The following is a 14,130-nucleotide window of genomic DNA, read 5'->3' as shown; positions in this document are numbered from 1 at the left end:
AAAATATTTCCCGCGGTTTCGGCAGTGCCGGTGCAATCTGGCTACCCCGCTCTGGCTCCTTTGTAGTTGCCGCTGCTTTTATGGCCAGAATTCGGGCTTGACATTGGTTCCCCGCTTGCGGCAGTCGATGCAGTCGGCCGAGGAAGCTACGTAGGTTAGCTGGGGTGCTTCTACCACTTGATCTACCGGAACGTAGAGGTTATCGAGGAAATAGGACAGCACATTAACCGAAGACGGCTCACCGGGCTTGGGAATGGTATCCAGCACCATGCATTTTTCGTAGCCCGTTTCATATTTCCAATCTCGGGGCAATTCTGTGTAATGGATAAACAGCCGCTTTTGCGTCATCGAGTGCGCCCCCACAAAGCCGATGACGACCTCCGAAGCGTCGCTCAGGCTATGCACATTGCCCGTGAGCTGCGTCGGCAAGGCATCAAACAGCGTCCCGATGCTTTCGGTGTTCTTGCGCAAAGCTTCCCAGTACGCATACTCGTCGGGGGTCTGCACATATTGCTTTACCAGCATGCTGTAGCGGTAGCGCAGCTTCACCGAGTTGGACGGCAACAGCCGCAGCGGAAAATCCGACACGATATCCTGCGCCAGCTTCACGGTGTTGCCCAGCTTGATAACGGTCGGGTTTTCGCTGCTCCAGCAGTGGTAAATATCGTCTCGCCGGGGCTGCATCTTGCCATCCTTGAACTCCAGATAGCTCCGATAAGCGGAGGTAAACTCCCAGGTTTCCTCGTACTCCCAGCGGTAGTAGCGCGACTGTTTGGTATCGTCGTGGGCATTGACGAAAACCTGCACACCGCCGTCCTGCACGCGCCAGTTCACCGCGTCGATGGGCGGCGTCACTTTCACGGTGGCATAGTCGGAGGCGTAGTCTTTTTGCGCGGCGGTTTTGATGCGCAGGCGCACCTTTTTGGCCGTGCTCAGCGTCAGAGCCGCCGACTGGTAGGTGCCGGCCTTGCCCTCGACCAGCGGGTAGCGCAGCCCGGCCTCGTCCTCGAGGTAGAGCACGGCCTTGGTTTCGACCGGAATCGTGCCGTTGTTCTGCAAGCTCACCGTGCGCGAGAGGCGAATGGTCGTCACCCCGCGGCTGTTGATGAAGCCGTCCACCACCAGAAAGCTCTCCGGATGCTCGATGACGTCCGGCGCATAGCTGTCGATACAACTACTGAGCAGCACTACCAGAAACGCGTAACAGAAAGAGTTGAGCAGGTATTTCATTACGGGTTTGAGCGGTAGCGAAGTAAATACGGTGGGCAGGGTTCAGCGATGCACAGCACCGGTTGCGCGCTTGCTTAGGGCCAGAAGCTGGGCTTCACCGTGGTTCCGCGCAAGCGGCAATCAACGCAGAATTTAGGGGCAATTTTATAGCTCCCCGCCCCCACTTCGGCCAGCGGAATAAACTCCCCGTTGATGAAGTACTGCAGAGGATCTGACCAGGGCTCACCCGGAACGGGCACGACTTCGGCCTCACAACCTTCGTAGCCCGTCATGTAGCGTGTAAGGGGCAGCTGGGTATAGTGAATAAAGATGCGTTTTTGCTCCAGCGAGTGCGCCCCCACAAACCCAATTACGGTTTCGGAAGCGTCGTTCAGGTTATGCACGTTGCCGGTGAGCTGCGTCGGCAGCGGATCAAACAGCGTCCCGATATTTTCGGTATTCTTGCTCAGGGCCTCCCAGTACACGTATTCTTCTACCGACAAGGCATACTGCCGCACAATGATGCTGTAGCGGGTGCCTAGCTTCTCCGAGTTCGAGGGCAACAGCGTGATGGGGTACTCCGACATAATATCCCGGGCCAGCTTCACCGAGTTGCCCAGCTTGATAGCCGTCGGGTTTTCGGTGCGCCAGCAGTGGTAAATATCATCGGAGCGGCGCTGCACCTTCTTTTCCTTGGCATTGTACTCCAGGTACGTATTGAAGGCGGAGGTAAACTCCCAGGTTTCATCGTACTCGTAGCGGTAGTAGCGCGACTGCGCCGTTTCGTCGTGGGTGTTGGCAAAAATCTGGACGCCTCCATCCTGCAGCCGCCACGATACAGAATCAATGGCGGGCGTCACCTTCACGGTGGCATAGTCGGAGGCGTAGTCCTTTTGCGCGGCTGTTTTGATGCGCAGGCGCACCTTTTTGGCCGTGCTCAGCGTCAGGGCCGCCGACTGGTAGGTGCCGGCCTTGCCCTCGACCAGCGGGTAGCGCAGCCCGGCCTCGTCCTCGAGGTAGAGCACGGCCTTGGTTTCGACCGGAATCGTGCCGTTGTTCTGCAAGCTCACCGTGCGCGAGAGGCGAATAGTCGTTACCCCGCGGCTGTTGATGAAGCCGTCCACCACCAGAAAGCTCTCCGGATGCTCGATGACGTCCGGCGCATAGCTGTCGATACAACCACTAAACAGCATTAGTAGCAGCAGATAATAGTAGCGTTTAATTGTAAACAGGTGTGCCATGGCAGGTCAGAATATAGCGGTAATAGAGTAAATATAGACAGTAAACACGTACTGTGCTGCTTATGGTGCGCAGTAGCGGGGCAAGGCCGGCCGCAGCGGCCCCAGCAGCTACTTATTCGTCGCCATCCAGAGTCTCAACCCATTGCCCCCGCGGCTACTTTGATTACGCAAAAAGCAGCGCTTTTCCAACTTTCCTTTCCCGCTCAGCGGCGGTAACTTTACTTCCCGCTTCGTGCCCCTAATGGCGCGCTGCTCCTTGCCCATGCCCGTCTTCTCGCACCTGCACTCCCACACCCAATACTCTCTGCTCGATGGCCAGGCCAGCATTTCGGCCCTGATGAAAAAGGCTCAGGCCGACGGCATGCCAGCCGTAGCCCTCACCGACCATGGCAATATGTTCGGGGCCTTCAACTTCGTGGCCGAGGCCAACAAGTACAATGTGAAGCCCATTGTGGGCTGTGAGTTCTACATGGTGGAAGACCGCCACAAAAAGGCCTTTAGCCGGGAAAAAGGCGAGCGGGACAAGCGCTACCACCAGCTGCTGCTGGCCAAAGACCAGGCTGGCTACCATAACTTGAGCAAGCTCTGCTCGATGAGCTTTATTGAGGGCGTCTACAGCAAGTTTCCGCGTATCGACAAGGAGCTGCTGCTCAAGTACCACGAGGGTCTGATTGCCACCAGCTGCTGCATCGGCGCCGAAATTCCCCAGGCCATTCTTTTTCAGAGCGAAGCCAAGGCCGAGGAGTTGCTCAAGTGGTGGCTCGACGTGTTCGAGGACGACTACTACATCGAGATTCAGCGCCACGGGCTGATGAACTTCGACGGCACCGGCAAAAGCCAGGAAGACGTGAACCAGGTGCTGTTGGGCCTGGCCAAGAAGTATAACGTCAAAGTCATCTGCACCAACGACTCGCACTACGTGGAGCAGACGGACTTTGCGCCCCACGACATCCTGCTCTGCGTCAATACCGGTGAGGAGCACAGCATCCCGGTCGGCGACTTCCAGACCCAGTATTTCCGCCTGATTTCGCAGGACAACAAGGTTCACTACGACCACCTCGACAACCTGCGCCACCTCTCCGGCCAGGATGCCACCATCCGCCGCCAGCTCCAGCGCATCGATGAGGAAGCCCAGAGCCCCAAGCCCCGGGCCCGCTTCGGCTTTGCCAACGACCAGTTCTACTTTAAGAACCAGGCCGAGATGAACGCGCTGTTCAGCGACGTGCCCGAAAGCGTGGACAACACCAACGAAATCGTGGACAAAATCACGCCGCCCAAGCTGCAGCGCGACATTCTGCTCCCCAACTTTCCCCTGCCGCCCGAGCACCCCACGGCCGACGCCTTTTTGCGCCACCTCACCTTCAAAGGGGCCTTCGAAGGGCCCAAGCGCCGCTACTCCGAGCGCACGCCCGAAATTGAGGAGCGCCTCGACTACGAACTGCGCGTGATTGAAACGATGGGCTTTGCCGGCTACTTCCTCATCACCCAGGACTTCATCAACCACGGCCGCAACATCGGCGTAGCCGTGGGGCCGGGGCGGGGCTCGGCGGCGGGCTCGGCGGTGGCCTACTGCATTGGCATCACCAACATCGACCCGATTAAGTACTCGCTGCTGTTCGAGCGTTTCCTGAACCCGGAGCGCGTATCGATGCCCGATATCGACATCGACTTCGACGACGTGAACCGCCAGCGCGTTATCGACTACGTGGTGGATAAGTACGGCAAAACCCAGGTGGCCCAGATTATCACCTTCGGTACCATGGCCGCCAAATCGTCGATTAAGGACGTTTCCCGCGCTATGGAGCTGCCCCTGCCCATTGCCAACGACCTGGTGAAGATGGTGCCCGAACAGGTAGGCACGACCCTGGCCAAAGCCTTTGCCGAAAACCAGGAGCTCGACATGATCCGCCGCGACGACGCCCCCGACAACCTTCGCGGGCAGATTCTGCGCCTGGCCGAAAAGCTCGAGGGCTCGGTGCGCAATACCGGCATCCACGCCGCCGGCGTCATCATCGCGCCCGACGATATTACGAAGTACATTCCCGTCTCCACCTCCAAGGACTCGGACCTGCTCATCACCCAGTTCGACGGCAAGGTCATCGAAAGCGCGGGGATGCTCAAGATGGACTTTCTGGGCCTCAAAACCCTGACCATCATCGTCGATGCCATCAACCTGATTGAGAAAAACCACGGGGTCAAAATCGACATCGACGAAATTCCGATTGACGACCCCAAAACCTACGAGCTCTACCAGCGTGGCGACACCATCGGCACCTTCCAGTTCGAATCCGAGGGCATGCGCATGTACCTCAAGGACCTCAAGCCCACCAACATCGAGGACCTGATTGCCATGAACGCCCTCTACCGGCCGGGCCCGATGCAGTTCATCCCGAACTTCATCAACCGCAAGCACGGCCGCGAAGTGGTAGACTACCCCCACGAGCTGCTGGAGCCGATTCTGAACTACTCCCAGGGCATCATGGTGTACCAGGAGCAGATCATGCAGACGGCCCAGATCCTGGCCGGCTACTCCCTCGGCGGCGCCGACCTCTTGCGCCGGGCTATGGGTAAGAAGGACATGAAGAAGATGGCCCTGGAGCGGGAGAAATTCTGCGAAGGCGCCGAGAAGCTGCACGGCATTAAGGCCAAAAAGGCCAACGAGGTGTTCGACGTGATGGAGAAGTTTGCGGCCTATGGCTTCAACCGCTCCCACTCCGCCGCCTACTCGGTGGTAGCCTACCAGACTGGCTACCTCAAGGCCCACTACCCTGCCGAGTACATGGCCGCCGTGCTCACCAACAACATGGGCGACATCAAGAAGGTGACGTTCTTTATCGAGGAGGCCCGCAAGCAGGGCGTGGCCGTATTGGGCCCCGACGTAAACGAATCCATTCTGAAGTTCAACGTGAATGCCCAGGGCCAGATTCGCTTCGGCATGGCCGCTATGAAGGGCTCGGGCGAGGCTGCGGTGGAGGAAATCGTGCAGGAGCGCGAAAAGGGCGGCCCCTACCAGGACATTTTCGACTTTGCGCGCCGCGTAAACCTGCGAGCCGTCAACAAGAAAACCTTCGAGAGCATGGCCCAGGCCGGCGCCTTCGACTCGTTTGAGCGTTACCACCGCCGCCAGTTCCTGGAGGCTCCCGGCAACGACCAGAACCTCATCGAGAAGGCCATGAAGGTGGGCCAGCAGCATCAGGCCGCCAAGGAATCGGCCCAGCAGAGCCTCTTCGGCGGTGGGGGCGGTGAAATGGCCATTCCCATGCCCAAGATTCAGGATATCGAGCCCTGGAGCCCTACTGAGAAGCTGCGCCGGGAAAAGGAAATCGTGGGCTTTTACCTCTCGGGCCACCCGCTCGACGACTTCAAGCTCGAAATCGACTCGTACTGCACCTGCGGGCTCGACAAGATTGAGACCTACAAAAACCGCGACATCACGGTAGCCGGACTGATTTCGAACGTTATGTTCAAAACCACCAAAACCGGCCAGCCTTTTGTGAGCTTCAACATCGAAGACTACGAGTCGAGCATCAACCTGGCGCTGTTCCGCGACGACTACTCCAAGTTTTCGGCCCTGATTAACCCGCGCAACTACGACAAGGAGCAAGTGCCGCCCATGTTTGTGCGAGGCAAATACGCCCAGCGCTTCCGCGACTCCGACCAGTTCGAGTTCAAGATCATGACCATGGAGCCGCTCTTCAACGTGGCCGAGAAGCTGGCCAACGGCGTGCGGGTGCAGCTGGATCTGCGCACCATCACCGAGCCCTTCATGGACCGGTTTATGGAAGCCGTGGAAGGCTGCGCGGGCTCCAAAAAGCTCGAAATCAAGTTTGCCGAGCCCCACGAACACCTGGCCGTGGATACCTATTCGCGCCGCTACCGCATCGAGCCCAAGGAGTTTATCCGCAAGATGCGCGAAATGGAAATTGACGCCTGCCAGCTGATTTAAGCCTAGCATAGCTTGGCAACTGTTGAAAGCGGCTTGCGGAAAATATTCTGCAAGCCGCTTTTGGCGTGAGTTGAGTACGTATTTTACGACTCCTTCTATCCTATCCGATTTATCAGCCGATGCTGTCATTCGTTCGTTTCTGGCCAGCTCTGTTGTGCCTGGCTTTGTGCAGCCTGCTGGCCGGCCGCGCCCAGGCCCAGATTTACTACCTCGACCTAAGCCACGCGCAGCTGGCACTGCCGGACCGCACGCTGCACGTCGAAACAGTGGTAGATGGCCGGCCCGGCAAGCCCACCATCGGCTTGGTTTACCGCGGCCTCGACAATCGAACGGCGGCAGTGCTTTTCCGCAACGGCCTGGAAGCCGAGCTGACTACGTTCCTGCAACAGCAGCTGCCGGCCCGTCCCACCGACCATGCCGTGGTGCTGTGCCTGCGCCAGCTGCGCATCAGTGAGCAACTGGGCGGCCTGACGGAAGTAGCCAGCGCCGACCTGGCCGCCGACGTGTACGAGCACCTGCCCGACGGCTACCATTTTGTGCAGAGCGTGGCGGCCCACACTTCCAAGCGGGCCATGGAAACCACCAAGCAGCACCCCACGCACATTGCCCTGCTGCTGCAACAGTGCCTGGGCCAGGTAACCGCGCCCGACTGGGCCCAACCCAAGCTGACGCCGGCCCGCACGCTGCCGCAGCTGGCCACCGATGTGCCCGTGGCAGTAACTGCCGCCGGCAAAAAAACACCCTTGCCTGCTATTCTACGGGAAGCCCCGCGCCGGGGTGTGTACTACAGCTTCGAGCAGTTTTTGGCCAACCGCCCCGATACCATCCTGGCCGTACGGCCCGACACGGTGCCGCTACGCCTGCGGGGCAGCAACGGCCGCCTGTTGTGGTTTGGCGTGGCCCGCTTTCGGCCGGAGGCAATGGATAATGAGGGCAAAAAGCAGCCTGTCAGCAAAACCGCCTGGGGCTTTTCCGACGGGCAGCAGCTCTACGTGCAGTACGACAAGCAGTATTTTCCCCTGATGCGCCAAGGGAATTTCTTCACGTTCGTGGGCGAAAAGCCCCTGGATGTGGAGTACATGCGGGCCCGCTCCGATGCCCAGGCGCGGGCTATGGTAACCGGCGTGGCCCGCGTGCACGCCCCCAACCATAGCGGGGAGCCCACCCCCTACGCCATTGATATGCGCACGGGCCAGGCGGCGCCGTTTCCTAACCCGCTCCGCCCCCACCCGGCTCATTCTGATACGGCCTACGTGTACCTCTACCGGCCGGCCGACGCTTCGGCCGCGCCGGTGGCCGTGTTTCTGGAGGGCCGGGAAGTTGGGCAGCTCCGGCCCAATGAATACCTGGAGCTCCAGTGGCCCTACCATGCCCGCATGATGCGCCTGTGCCTGGGCCTGCCCACGCCCAACCCCTGCCAGCTGCTCGTTCCGGATGCCACCCGGCTCAACTACCTCAAAGTGCTGACGACTCCCGCGGCGGGTTTGCCGGCCTGGCAGTGGGTGCCAGCCGCGCAGGGCGAGGCCGACCTCGACGCGCTGGACAAGCTGCGGGCAGCTCCCCCCAAATAAGCCGGCTGCACTTTCGGCGGCACTGGCTCAAACCAATCACAAAAAAGGGAGCCAATTACTTGGCTCCCTTTTTTGTGTTCTCACTCAGGCCTGGTTACGCCCGGCGCTCATCATCTGTCATGCCGCGCTGGTTGGTGGTCGTGTTGTCCAGGCGCTCTACGTCAACCTCGGTTTTGCGCACCGTATCCCGGATAGTTTCTTCCCGCTCGGTTACTTCCTTGCCCAGCGTTACTTCTTCTACTACCCGGGCTTCTTTGCCTACTACGGCCCGCTCAGCGCTTTCCGTAATTTCGATTTCCCCTTCTTTAAAGGCGTTGAAATCGGCCTCGGTAGCCGGGCGGTTCACTGCGTGGCGCTCCACGTTTACGTGCTCTTCGCGCAGCCGTACGCTGGCTTCCACGGGCCGTTCCACAATGCGACTCCGCAGGCGGGCCCCGCCCGTTTGCTCAACCCGCTTGCCTACCTGTAGATTTTCTTCAATCACCTGGGCCGACATGCCAGCTTGCCCCGTGGCGGCTCCGGCTTGCAGGCTGTTGGCTCCCGCGTAGCCCGTCTGGGCCGCCCGCTCGTCCACGTCCACGGCACCGGCGCTATCGAGAATTTCGGCGGCTTGCCGGGCGTGCTCCGCCGACTGGCAATGCACCGTCACAACCGAGTGGCCCTGGTGGGCAACGTGCGAATACCGCCGAGCATCCTCCGAATCATCGCCCCCAAACAGGTTGCTGAAGAAGTTGCTAACACTGTCGCCAGTGCGGCCCGCGGCATCCCCTACTGCTTCGGTAGTCGTGCCGCTGGTGTTTTGGTAATTGCTGCTATTGCTACCACCGGCAGTGCTGGCACCGCCTGATGAGATATCTACGTTTTCTTGGGTGAAACCAGCGGCAGCGAGTTGACGGGCGGCCTGCTGCGCTTCCTGGGCATTGTCGAAAATTCCTACTACGGTCTGGCTCATGGTTAAAAGTCGTTTAGGGTTGGTGGGTAAGTATGAGTAAGGGCACTAAGTACTATTCCGTGGGAGTGGCTCGGGCTGATTCTTCGGAAGCAGCCCCTGCGGCCGCCGGCCGGCTTACGTGCATTTCTTCGTGACGCAGCGTAATGGGCTGGCGTAACGTGGTGCTCACTGCCCGCTTCGTCACCCTGATTTCCTCCACTACCAGCAGGCGCGTCACTACCACTTCTCGCAACACTGGAATAATGGTTGTGTCGCCGTCGTAGCGCAGCCCGGGAGCCGTGGCGCCATCGGCCACAAACTGATTGACGGGAATTCGCTCTACCAGCACTTCTTCGTGCTGCAGCGGAATTTCCAATAGTTCTTCCCGCTCATGCACGGTTTTGGCCAGCCGTACCCGGCCGCTTTCCACCACCTCGCGGGTAATGACGGCCTGTTCTTCAATGACGGGAATTACCCGGGTCTGCCCCGCGTCGAGGACAGTTGGCCGGGCTTGGTCAGGTGAAAGCGCAGAAGCAGAATTTGGGTCCATGGCCCAATCTTACGCGGACCTTTTTTCAGGGTTCCTACTGTTGAGCCCGGTTTGGAGCTGTTCAAAGCGCCCTAATTGCACTGCATTTATTCAATATATATTATAACATATTTAAAATAAATTGATTCTATCCACGGATTGCCACAAGTCTGGCAACGTTAGCTCAACCAGGTGCTTTAGACAAAATCAAGATGATGAAAAGCCACAATAGATGGAAAAATCAACGATTCTGTGAGTTTATTATAATACAGAAAAATAACTTTCACTTTTTATTGAAAGTACAGAATATCCGTATACATTTGAGCCATGCAACTCGACGAAGCCAAACGCAGATTTATTGAAGGCTGGGGCACCTTGGGCTCGGCCTGGGGCGTGAGCCGCACCATGGCGCAGGTACACGCGCTGCTGCTGGTTTCGGTGGGTGCGCTCAGTACCGAAGACATCATGGAGCAGTTGCAGATTTCGCGGGGTAACGTGAACATGAACGTGCGCGCCCTTATGGACTGGGGCATCGTGCGCAAGGAGCTGCGGCCCGGCGAGCGGCGGGAGTTTTTCTCGGCCGAGAAGGATATCCACAAGGTGGCTACGCTCATTCTGAAAGAGCGCCGCAAGCGGGAGTTGGAGCCTATTCTGCGGGTGCTGGGCGAAATCAGCCACGTGGAGCCCTCCGCCACAGCCACCCCGGAGGAAACGGCCGCCTTCACCGAAATGATTGGCAGCGTACAGAACTTTGCCGACTTCGCCAACCGGGCTGCTTCCACCCTCATTAAGGCCGATGAAAACTGGTTTTTGAGCACGTTTATGAAACTTATGCGGCCGGGCTGACGGAGCTTATTTTTTTACTTAAATCTTTCATTTGTTACTGAAAGTTTAAAATTAATTATCACCGCTTTCCTCTTTCAATACGCACTATGGAACGGCCCAAACTGATTCTCGCGGGTGGCAACGGCTTCTTGGGTCGACATCTGGCCCAGTATTTTACCCAGTTGGGCTACCAAGTAGTAGTGCTGGCCCGGGGCGCGGCCGCATCGGGAGCAGTGCGCTGGAATGGCCGCACCCTGGGCGCCTGGGCCACGGAGCTGGAAGGTGCTACCGCCCTGATTAACCTGGCCGGCAAGTCCGTGGACTGCCGCTACACGGCCGCCAACCGCTCCGCCATTGTCCGTAGCCGGACCGACAGCACCCGCGTGCTGGGCGAGGCCGTAGCGGCCTGCCGCAACCCGCCGGCCGTGTGGCTCAACTCTTCCACAAGCACAATTTACCAGCACACCGAGGGCAGCCAGCCGGCCAACACGGAAGTCGCCGGGCTCATCGGCCGCAACTTTTCGGAAATGGTGGCCCAGCGGTGGGAAGCCGAGTTCTGGCTGGCTGCCGCGCCCCGCACCCGGCGCGTGGCCTTGCGCACGGCCATTGTACTGGGCGCCGATGGCGGTGCACTGCCTGTAATGGCGCGGCTGGCCAAGTTTGGGCTGGGCACGCCGCAGGGCAGCGGGCAGCAGTGGGTAAGCTGGCTGCACATCCAGGATTTCTGCCGGGCCGTGGAGTTTCTGCTAGATACGCCCGGGCTGGAAGGCGCGGTGAACCTCTGCGCGCTCCAACCTCTGCCAAATCAGGAGTTTAACGCATTGCTCGACCGTTATTACCAGCCAAAGTGGCACTTGCCCCAGCCCCGGTGGCTACTCGAAATCGGGGCCTTTGTGCTGCGTACCGAAACCGAACTGATCCTGAAAAGCCGCAAAGTGGCGCCGCAGCGGCTTTTGCAGGCTGGGTTCCGGTTTATATTCCCCTCCTGCGAGCAAGCCCTAGCCGACCTGCTGCCCCAGCTTCCCTGACTTCTGGCGGGACCTTGCCGGGCTCCGCGCTTTTTTTCACCATTTATTTTTCACCTAAATCTTTCTTTGCCATGAATTATCACCTGCTGGTTTACGGCGTTTATCTGCCCGTCACGGTACTGCTCACGGTGTGGGTAGCCCGCACTCTTTTCACCAACGGCCGCACGTTTCTGGTCGACATTTTCCACGGCAACGAGCAGCTGGCTGACTCCGTGAATAAGCTTCTACTCACGGGCTTTTACCTCATCAACATCGGCTATGCTACCCTCACACTGCGCAGCACCGAGGTTATTGGCAGCTACCAGGCCAGTGTGGAGACGCTCAGCATCAAGATTGGCACCATCATTCTGATTCTGGGCGGCATGCACTTCTTCAATCTTTACGTGTTTTATAAGCTCCGCCACAAGGCTCAGGAATACGCCCGTACTTATAATTTCGTGGTCGATAAATAACCAGCCGGCGGCCCTACTGGTACCAGCCTGATCAGGCTTGGTCCGGCGGGGACGCTTGGGTGGCTTCGGAAAAGCATCTGCCAACCTGGCGGCATGAAACTTTCCGGCGCGGGACTTGTTGAACTCGCAATCTGCTACCTTGCGGCCCCAAGTTTCGTAAGGAGCATTTTAACTGTCACCACAAACCCCCTATTGTCATGGGACATAAAGCCATCGAAATTACCGATGCTAACTTCGACCAAATCATCAACTCCGATAAACCCGTGCTCGTGGATTTCTGGGCCGAGTGGTGCGGTCCGTGCCGCATGGTCGGTCCGGTAGTTGAAGAGCTGGCCGGTGAATATGAAGGCCGCGCCGTGATTGGCAAAGTTGACGTAGACTCCAACCCGCAGACTTCAGCCAAGTTTGGCATCCGCAGCATCCCGACGCTGCTCGTGTTCAAGAACGGCCAAATTGTGGACAAGCAGGTAGGTGCCGTGCCTAAGCACGTACTGGCCCAGAAACTGGACGCCCAGGTAACTGCCTAAGCTGCCCTGCGGTAAGCAATACAAGAAAAAGCCCTGCCCTTCAACCGAAGAGCAGGGCTTTTCTGTGCGGGTCCCCGTGAGTTGAAAATTGTAGCTAATAGCTGTCGTCGGGGTTGCCGGCCCGCGCCTCGGTAGGCGGCGACTGGGTAGCTTTCACCCCACCAAACAGCTTGAAGTTGGGCGCAAACATGATGGGCAGCGTGTAGGTCATAGCCGTGGGCACGTTGTATTCGCGGCCCGGCCGAAAGGCCGGCAGCGCCGCTACCACCCGCCGGGCCTCAATGTCGACTTCCGGGGCCAGGCCGCGCACTACCCGCACCTGGCTTACGCGGCCATCTTCGCCCACGGTGTAGGATACGTAGACTTTGCCGGTGATATTCTTGCGGCGGGCAGCTTTGGAGTACATCGTATTGCGGGCCAGATATTGCATCAGCGCGGCCTGCCCACCGGGAAACTCCGCCGACTGCCGCCGCCGGGGCACACCGGCGTACAACTCCCCATCGAGGTTGAAGAATTTGAGGTTGGTGCTCCGCCCGTTTTCCAGCTTCTCAACGGCACTCAACTGGCCGGTATCATAGTAGTAGCGCCACTCGCCGTGGGGGCGGCTGGCCACGTAGGTGCCTTCGGAACGCTTTTGGCCATTGCGGTGCACGCTCAGCCATTTGCCTACCTTCATGCCGTCGGCGTATTCGCCCCGCTGGCTTACTTTGCCATCCTCGTACCACGACACGTACACGCCATCGGCCTCGTCGTTGCGGTAATGGACCTGCCCGGCCTTGGTGCCGTTGGGGTGGTACCAGGTAAAAAGGCCATTGCGTACGGCGGGTTCCATACCGGTGATGGTACCGCGCAGTAGCAGTGTGCCGTTCAGGGCGTAGTCGCGCATGGCGTAGCCGCCTTCGCCTTTCTTTCGGTCCACGATGCGGTAGTGCGTGGCACTATCGGGCACGGTTTCTTCGTCCCGGGCATTCAGGTATACCGCGGGCAGACTCTGCGCACGGGCGGTGGGCAGGAGGGCCGTAGCGGCTAAAAATGCAAAGAGAAGCGCTTTCATGGATTTCCAGACAAAAATCAGCAAAGGAAAGATACTCACTAACCCTCTTATAGCCAAGTGCCGCTATACCAGACGTTAAATCTACTGCTTTAGGCCCGGGGTATACAGTAGCTATACTCACATTTCCCGGTTACCGTTTCCAGGAAAAGTGCAGAAACAAAATCCTTGGCAGCCGCCAAGTCACCAGCTGCCTACTGGGATTGTAATGGCGTAGCGCAGACCTAGGCCATAACCACAAAAGGGTCAGCTACCGCAATTCTGCTACGGAAACTGACCCCAGGGCCTGACTGCTGAAAAAGCTACTGGAGCTGAATGGCGCGGTTTAGCGTTTCTTCCAGTGAAATCAGCGTCTCGGTCCGCTCAATTCCTTCGATGAGCTGCACCCGGTCGTGGAGCACGTCGCGCAGGTGCTGCGTGTCGCGGCACACCAGCCGGGCAAACACGCCGTAGGCGCCGGTAGTGAAATGGATGCTCACCACTTCCGGAATTTCGCGCAGCTGCTCTACCACACTGGCATACACCGAGCTTTTGAGCAGATAAATACCCAGAAAGGCACTCACGCCGTAGCCTAGCTTCTGATAATCAATCTTCAAGGTAGCTCCCTTCACGATACCCAACTCCTCCAGCCGGGCCATGCGTACATGCACGGTGCCGCCGGATACATGGACCTTGCGGGCAATTTCGGTGTAGGGGATTTTGGCGTCTTCGATTAGGAGAGCCAGGATTTTGCGGTCGGTGTCGTCAAGTTCGTAATTGCGGGCCATTTTTCAACAGGTTAATTGCGTATTTCGCAAAGCTTTACAAGCAATAGTAAAAA

Annotated in this window: 12 protein-coding genes; 6 read left to right on the top strand and 6 right to left on the bottom strand. The window is 58.5% G+C overall.

Annotated features, from left to right (window positions below):
• Nucleotides 1-78: 78 nt before the first annotated feature.
• Both LGH74_RS05185 and LGH74_RS05180 read right to left on the bottom strand, forming a co-directional pair.
• Complete coding sequence (locus LGH74_RS05185; protein ID WP_226172997.1) at nucleotides 79-1,230, bottom strand: DUF4249 domain-containing protein; 1,152 nt, start codon at nucleotides 1,228-1,230, stop codon at nucleotides 79-81.
• A 74-nt stretch (nucleotides 1,231-1,304) separates the two neighbouring features.
• A complete protein-coding gene (locus LGH74_RS05180) occupies nucleotides 1,305-2,450 on the bottom strand; it encodes a DUF4249 domain-containing protein (RefSeq protein ID WP_226172995.1) in 1,146 nt (381 codons plus the stop codon).
• 262 nt (nucleotides 2,451-2,712) lie between these two features.
• Between LGH74_RS05180 and dnaE the strand changes: the two genes are divergently transcribed.
• Together dnaE and LGH74_RS05170 are read left to right on the top strand one after the other, a co-directional pair.
• Nucleotides 2,713-6,396, top strand: a complete 3,684-nt coding sequence (dnaE, locus tag LGH74_RS05175; protein ID WP_226172993.1) for a DNA polymerase III subunit alpha — start codon at nucleotides 2,713-2,715, stop codon at nucleotides 6,394-6,396.
• A gap of 119 nt (nucleotides 6,397-6,515) precedes the next feature.
• A complete protein-coding gene (locus LGH74_RS05170; protein ID WP_226172991.1) occupies nucleotides 6,516-7,967 on the top strand; it encodes a DUF6563 family protein in 1,452 nt (483 codons plus the stop codon).
• Nucleotides 7,968-8,061: 94 nt separating this feature from the next.
• On the opposite strand, the gene LGH74_RS05165 is transcribed toward LGH74_RS05170, so the two are convergent.
• Both LGH74_RS05165 and LGH74_RS05160 read right to left on the bottom strand, forming a co-directional pair.
• Nucleotides 8,062-8,919, bottom strand: coding sequence for a YsnF/AvaK domain-containing protein (locus tag LGH74_RS05165; protein ID WP_226172989.1), 858 nt, complete (start codon nucleotides 8,917-8,919; stop codon nucleotides 8,062-8,064).
• 52 nt (nucleotides 8,920-8,971) lie between these two features.
• A complete protein-coding gene (locus tag LGH74_RS05160; RefSeq protein ID WP_226172988.1) occupies nucleotides 8,972-9,448 on the bottom strand; it encodes a YsnF/AvaK domain-containing protein in 477 nt (158 codons plus the stop codon).
• A gap of 306 nt (nucleotides 9,449-9,754) precedes the next feature.
• On the opposite strand from LGH74_RS05160, the gene LGH74_RS05155 reads away from it, so the two are divergent.
• The 4 genes from LGH74_RS05155 to trxA all read left to right on the top strand — a co-directional run bounded on the left by LGH74_RS05155 (nucleotide 9,755) and on the right by trxA (nucleotide 12,259).
• Nucleotides 9,755-10,273 (top strand): GbsR/MarR family transcriptional regulator, encoded by a 519-nt coding sequence (locus LGH74_RS05155; RefSeq protein WP_226172986.1) that lies wholly within the window; start codon nucleotides 9,755-9,757, stop codon nucleotides 10,271-10,273.
• An 86-nt stretch (nucleotides 10,274-10,359) separates the two neighbouring features.
• On the top strand, nucleotides 10,360-11,280 hold the full coding sequence (locus LGH74_RS05150) for a TIGR01777 family oxidoreductase (protein ID WP_226172983.1): 921 nt from the start codon (nucleotides 10,360-10,362) through the stop codon (nucleotides 11,278-11,280).
• A gap of 71 nt (nucleotides 11,281-11,351) precedes the next feature.
• The gene (locus LGH74_RS05145; protein ID WP_226172980.1) at nucleotides 11,352-11,732 is read left to right on the top strand and encodes a hypothetical protein; all 381 of its coding nucleotides are present in this window, start codon (nucleotides 11,352-11,354) and stop codon (nucleotides 11,730-11,732) included.
• A 197-nt stretch (nucleotides 11,733-11,929) separates the two neighbouring features.
• Nucleotides 11,930-12,259, top strand: a complete 330-nt coding sequence (gene trxA / locus LGH74_RS05140; RefSeq protein ID WP_135464677.1) for a thioredoxin — start codon at nucleotides 11,930-11,932, stop codon at nucleotides 12,257-12,259.
• Nucleotides 12,260-12,353: 94 nt separating this feature from the next.
• Here trxA and LGH74_RS05135 read toward each other — a convergent pair whose 3' ends face one another.
• Entirely contained in the window at nucleotides 12,354-13,313 is a 960-nt protein-coding gene (locus tag LGH74_RS05135) for an energy transducer TonB (RefSeq protein ID WP_226172977.1), read from the bottom strand.
• Between the two features lie 299 nt (nucleotides 13,314-13,612).
• Entirely contained in the window at nucleotides 13,613-14,077 is a 465-nt protein-coding gene (locus tag LGH74_RS05130; protein WP_226172966.1) for an Lrp/AsnC ligand binding domain-containing protein, read from the bottom strand.
• Between the last annotated feature and the right edge of the window lie 53 nt (nucleotides 14,078-14,130).

The sequence above is a fragment of the Hymenobacter lucidus genome, assembly GCF_020447265.1.
GTDB lineage: Bacteria > Bacteroidota > Bacteroidia > Cytophagales > Hymenobacteraceae > Hymenobacter > Hymenobacter lucidus.
The sequence above is the reverse complement of the archived record's forward strand: the minus strand, read 5'-3'. Positions and strand labels throughout refer to the sequence as shown.

Coding starts and splice junctions, on each gene's coding strand:
- LGH74_RS05150 (WP_226172983.1), top strand. CDS start 10,360: ATGGAACGGCCCAAACTGATTCTCGCGGGTGGCAACGGCTTCTTGGGT.
- LGH74_RS05170 (WP_226172991.1), top strand. CDS start 6,516: ATGCTGTCATTCGTTCGTTTCTGGCCAGCTCTGTTGTGCCTGGCTTTG.
- LGH74_RS05180 (WP_226172995.1), bottom strand. CDS start 2,450: ATGGCACACCTGTTTACAATTAAACGCTACTATTATCTGCTGCTACTA.
- dnaE (WP_226172993.1), top strand. CDS start 2,713: ATGCCCGTCTTCTCGCACCTGCACTCCCACACCCAATACTCTCTGCTC.
- LGH74_RS05160 (WP_226172988.1), bottom strand. CDS start 9,448: ATGGACCCAAATTCTGCTTCTGCGCTTTCACCTGACCAAGCCCGGCCA.
- LGH74_RS05155 (WP_226172986.1), top strand. CDS start 9,755: ATGCAACTCGACGAAGCCAAACGCAGATTTATTGAAGGCTGGGGCACC.
- LGH74_RS05130 (WP_226172966.1), bottom strand. CDS start 14,077: ATGGCCCGCAATTACGAACTTGACGACACCGACCGCAAAATCCTGGCT.
- LGH74_RS05165 (WP_226172989.1), bottom strand. CDS start 8,919: ATGAGCCAGACCGTAGTAGGAATTTTCGACAATGCCCAGGAAGCGCAG.
- trxA (WP_135464677.1), top strand. CDS start 11,930: ATGGGACATAAAGCCATCGAAATTACCGATGCTAACTTCGACCAAATC.
- LGH74_RS05145 (WP_226172980.1), top strand. CDS start 11,352: ATGAATTATCACCTGCTGGTTTACGGCGTTTATCTGCCCGTCACGGTA.
- LGH74_RS05185 (WP_226172997.1), bottom strand. CDS start 1,230: ATGAAATACCTGCTCAACTCTTTCTGTTACGCGTTTCTGGTAGTGCTG.
- LGH74_RS05135 (WP_226172977.1), bottom strand. CDS start 13,313: ATGAAAGCGCTTCTCTTTGCATTTTTAGCCGCTACGGCCCTCCTGCCC.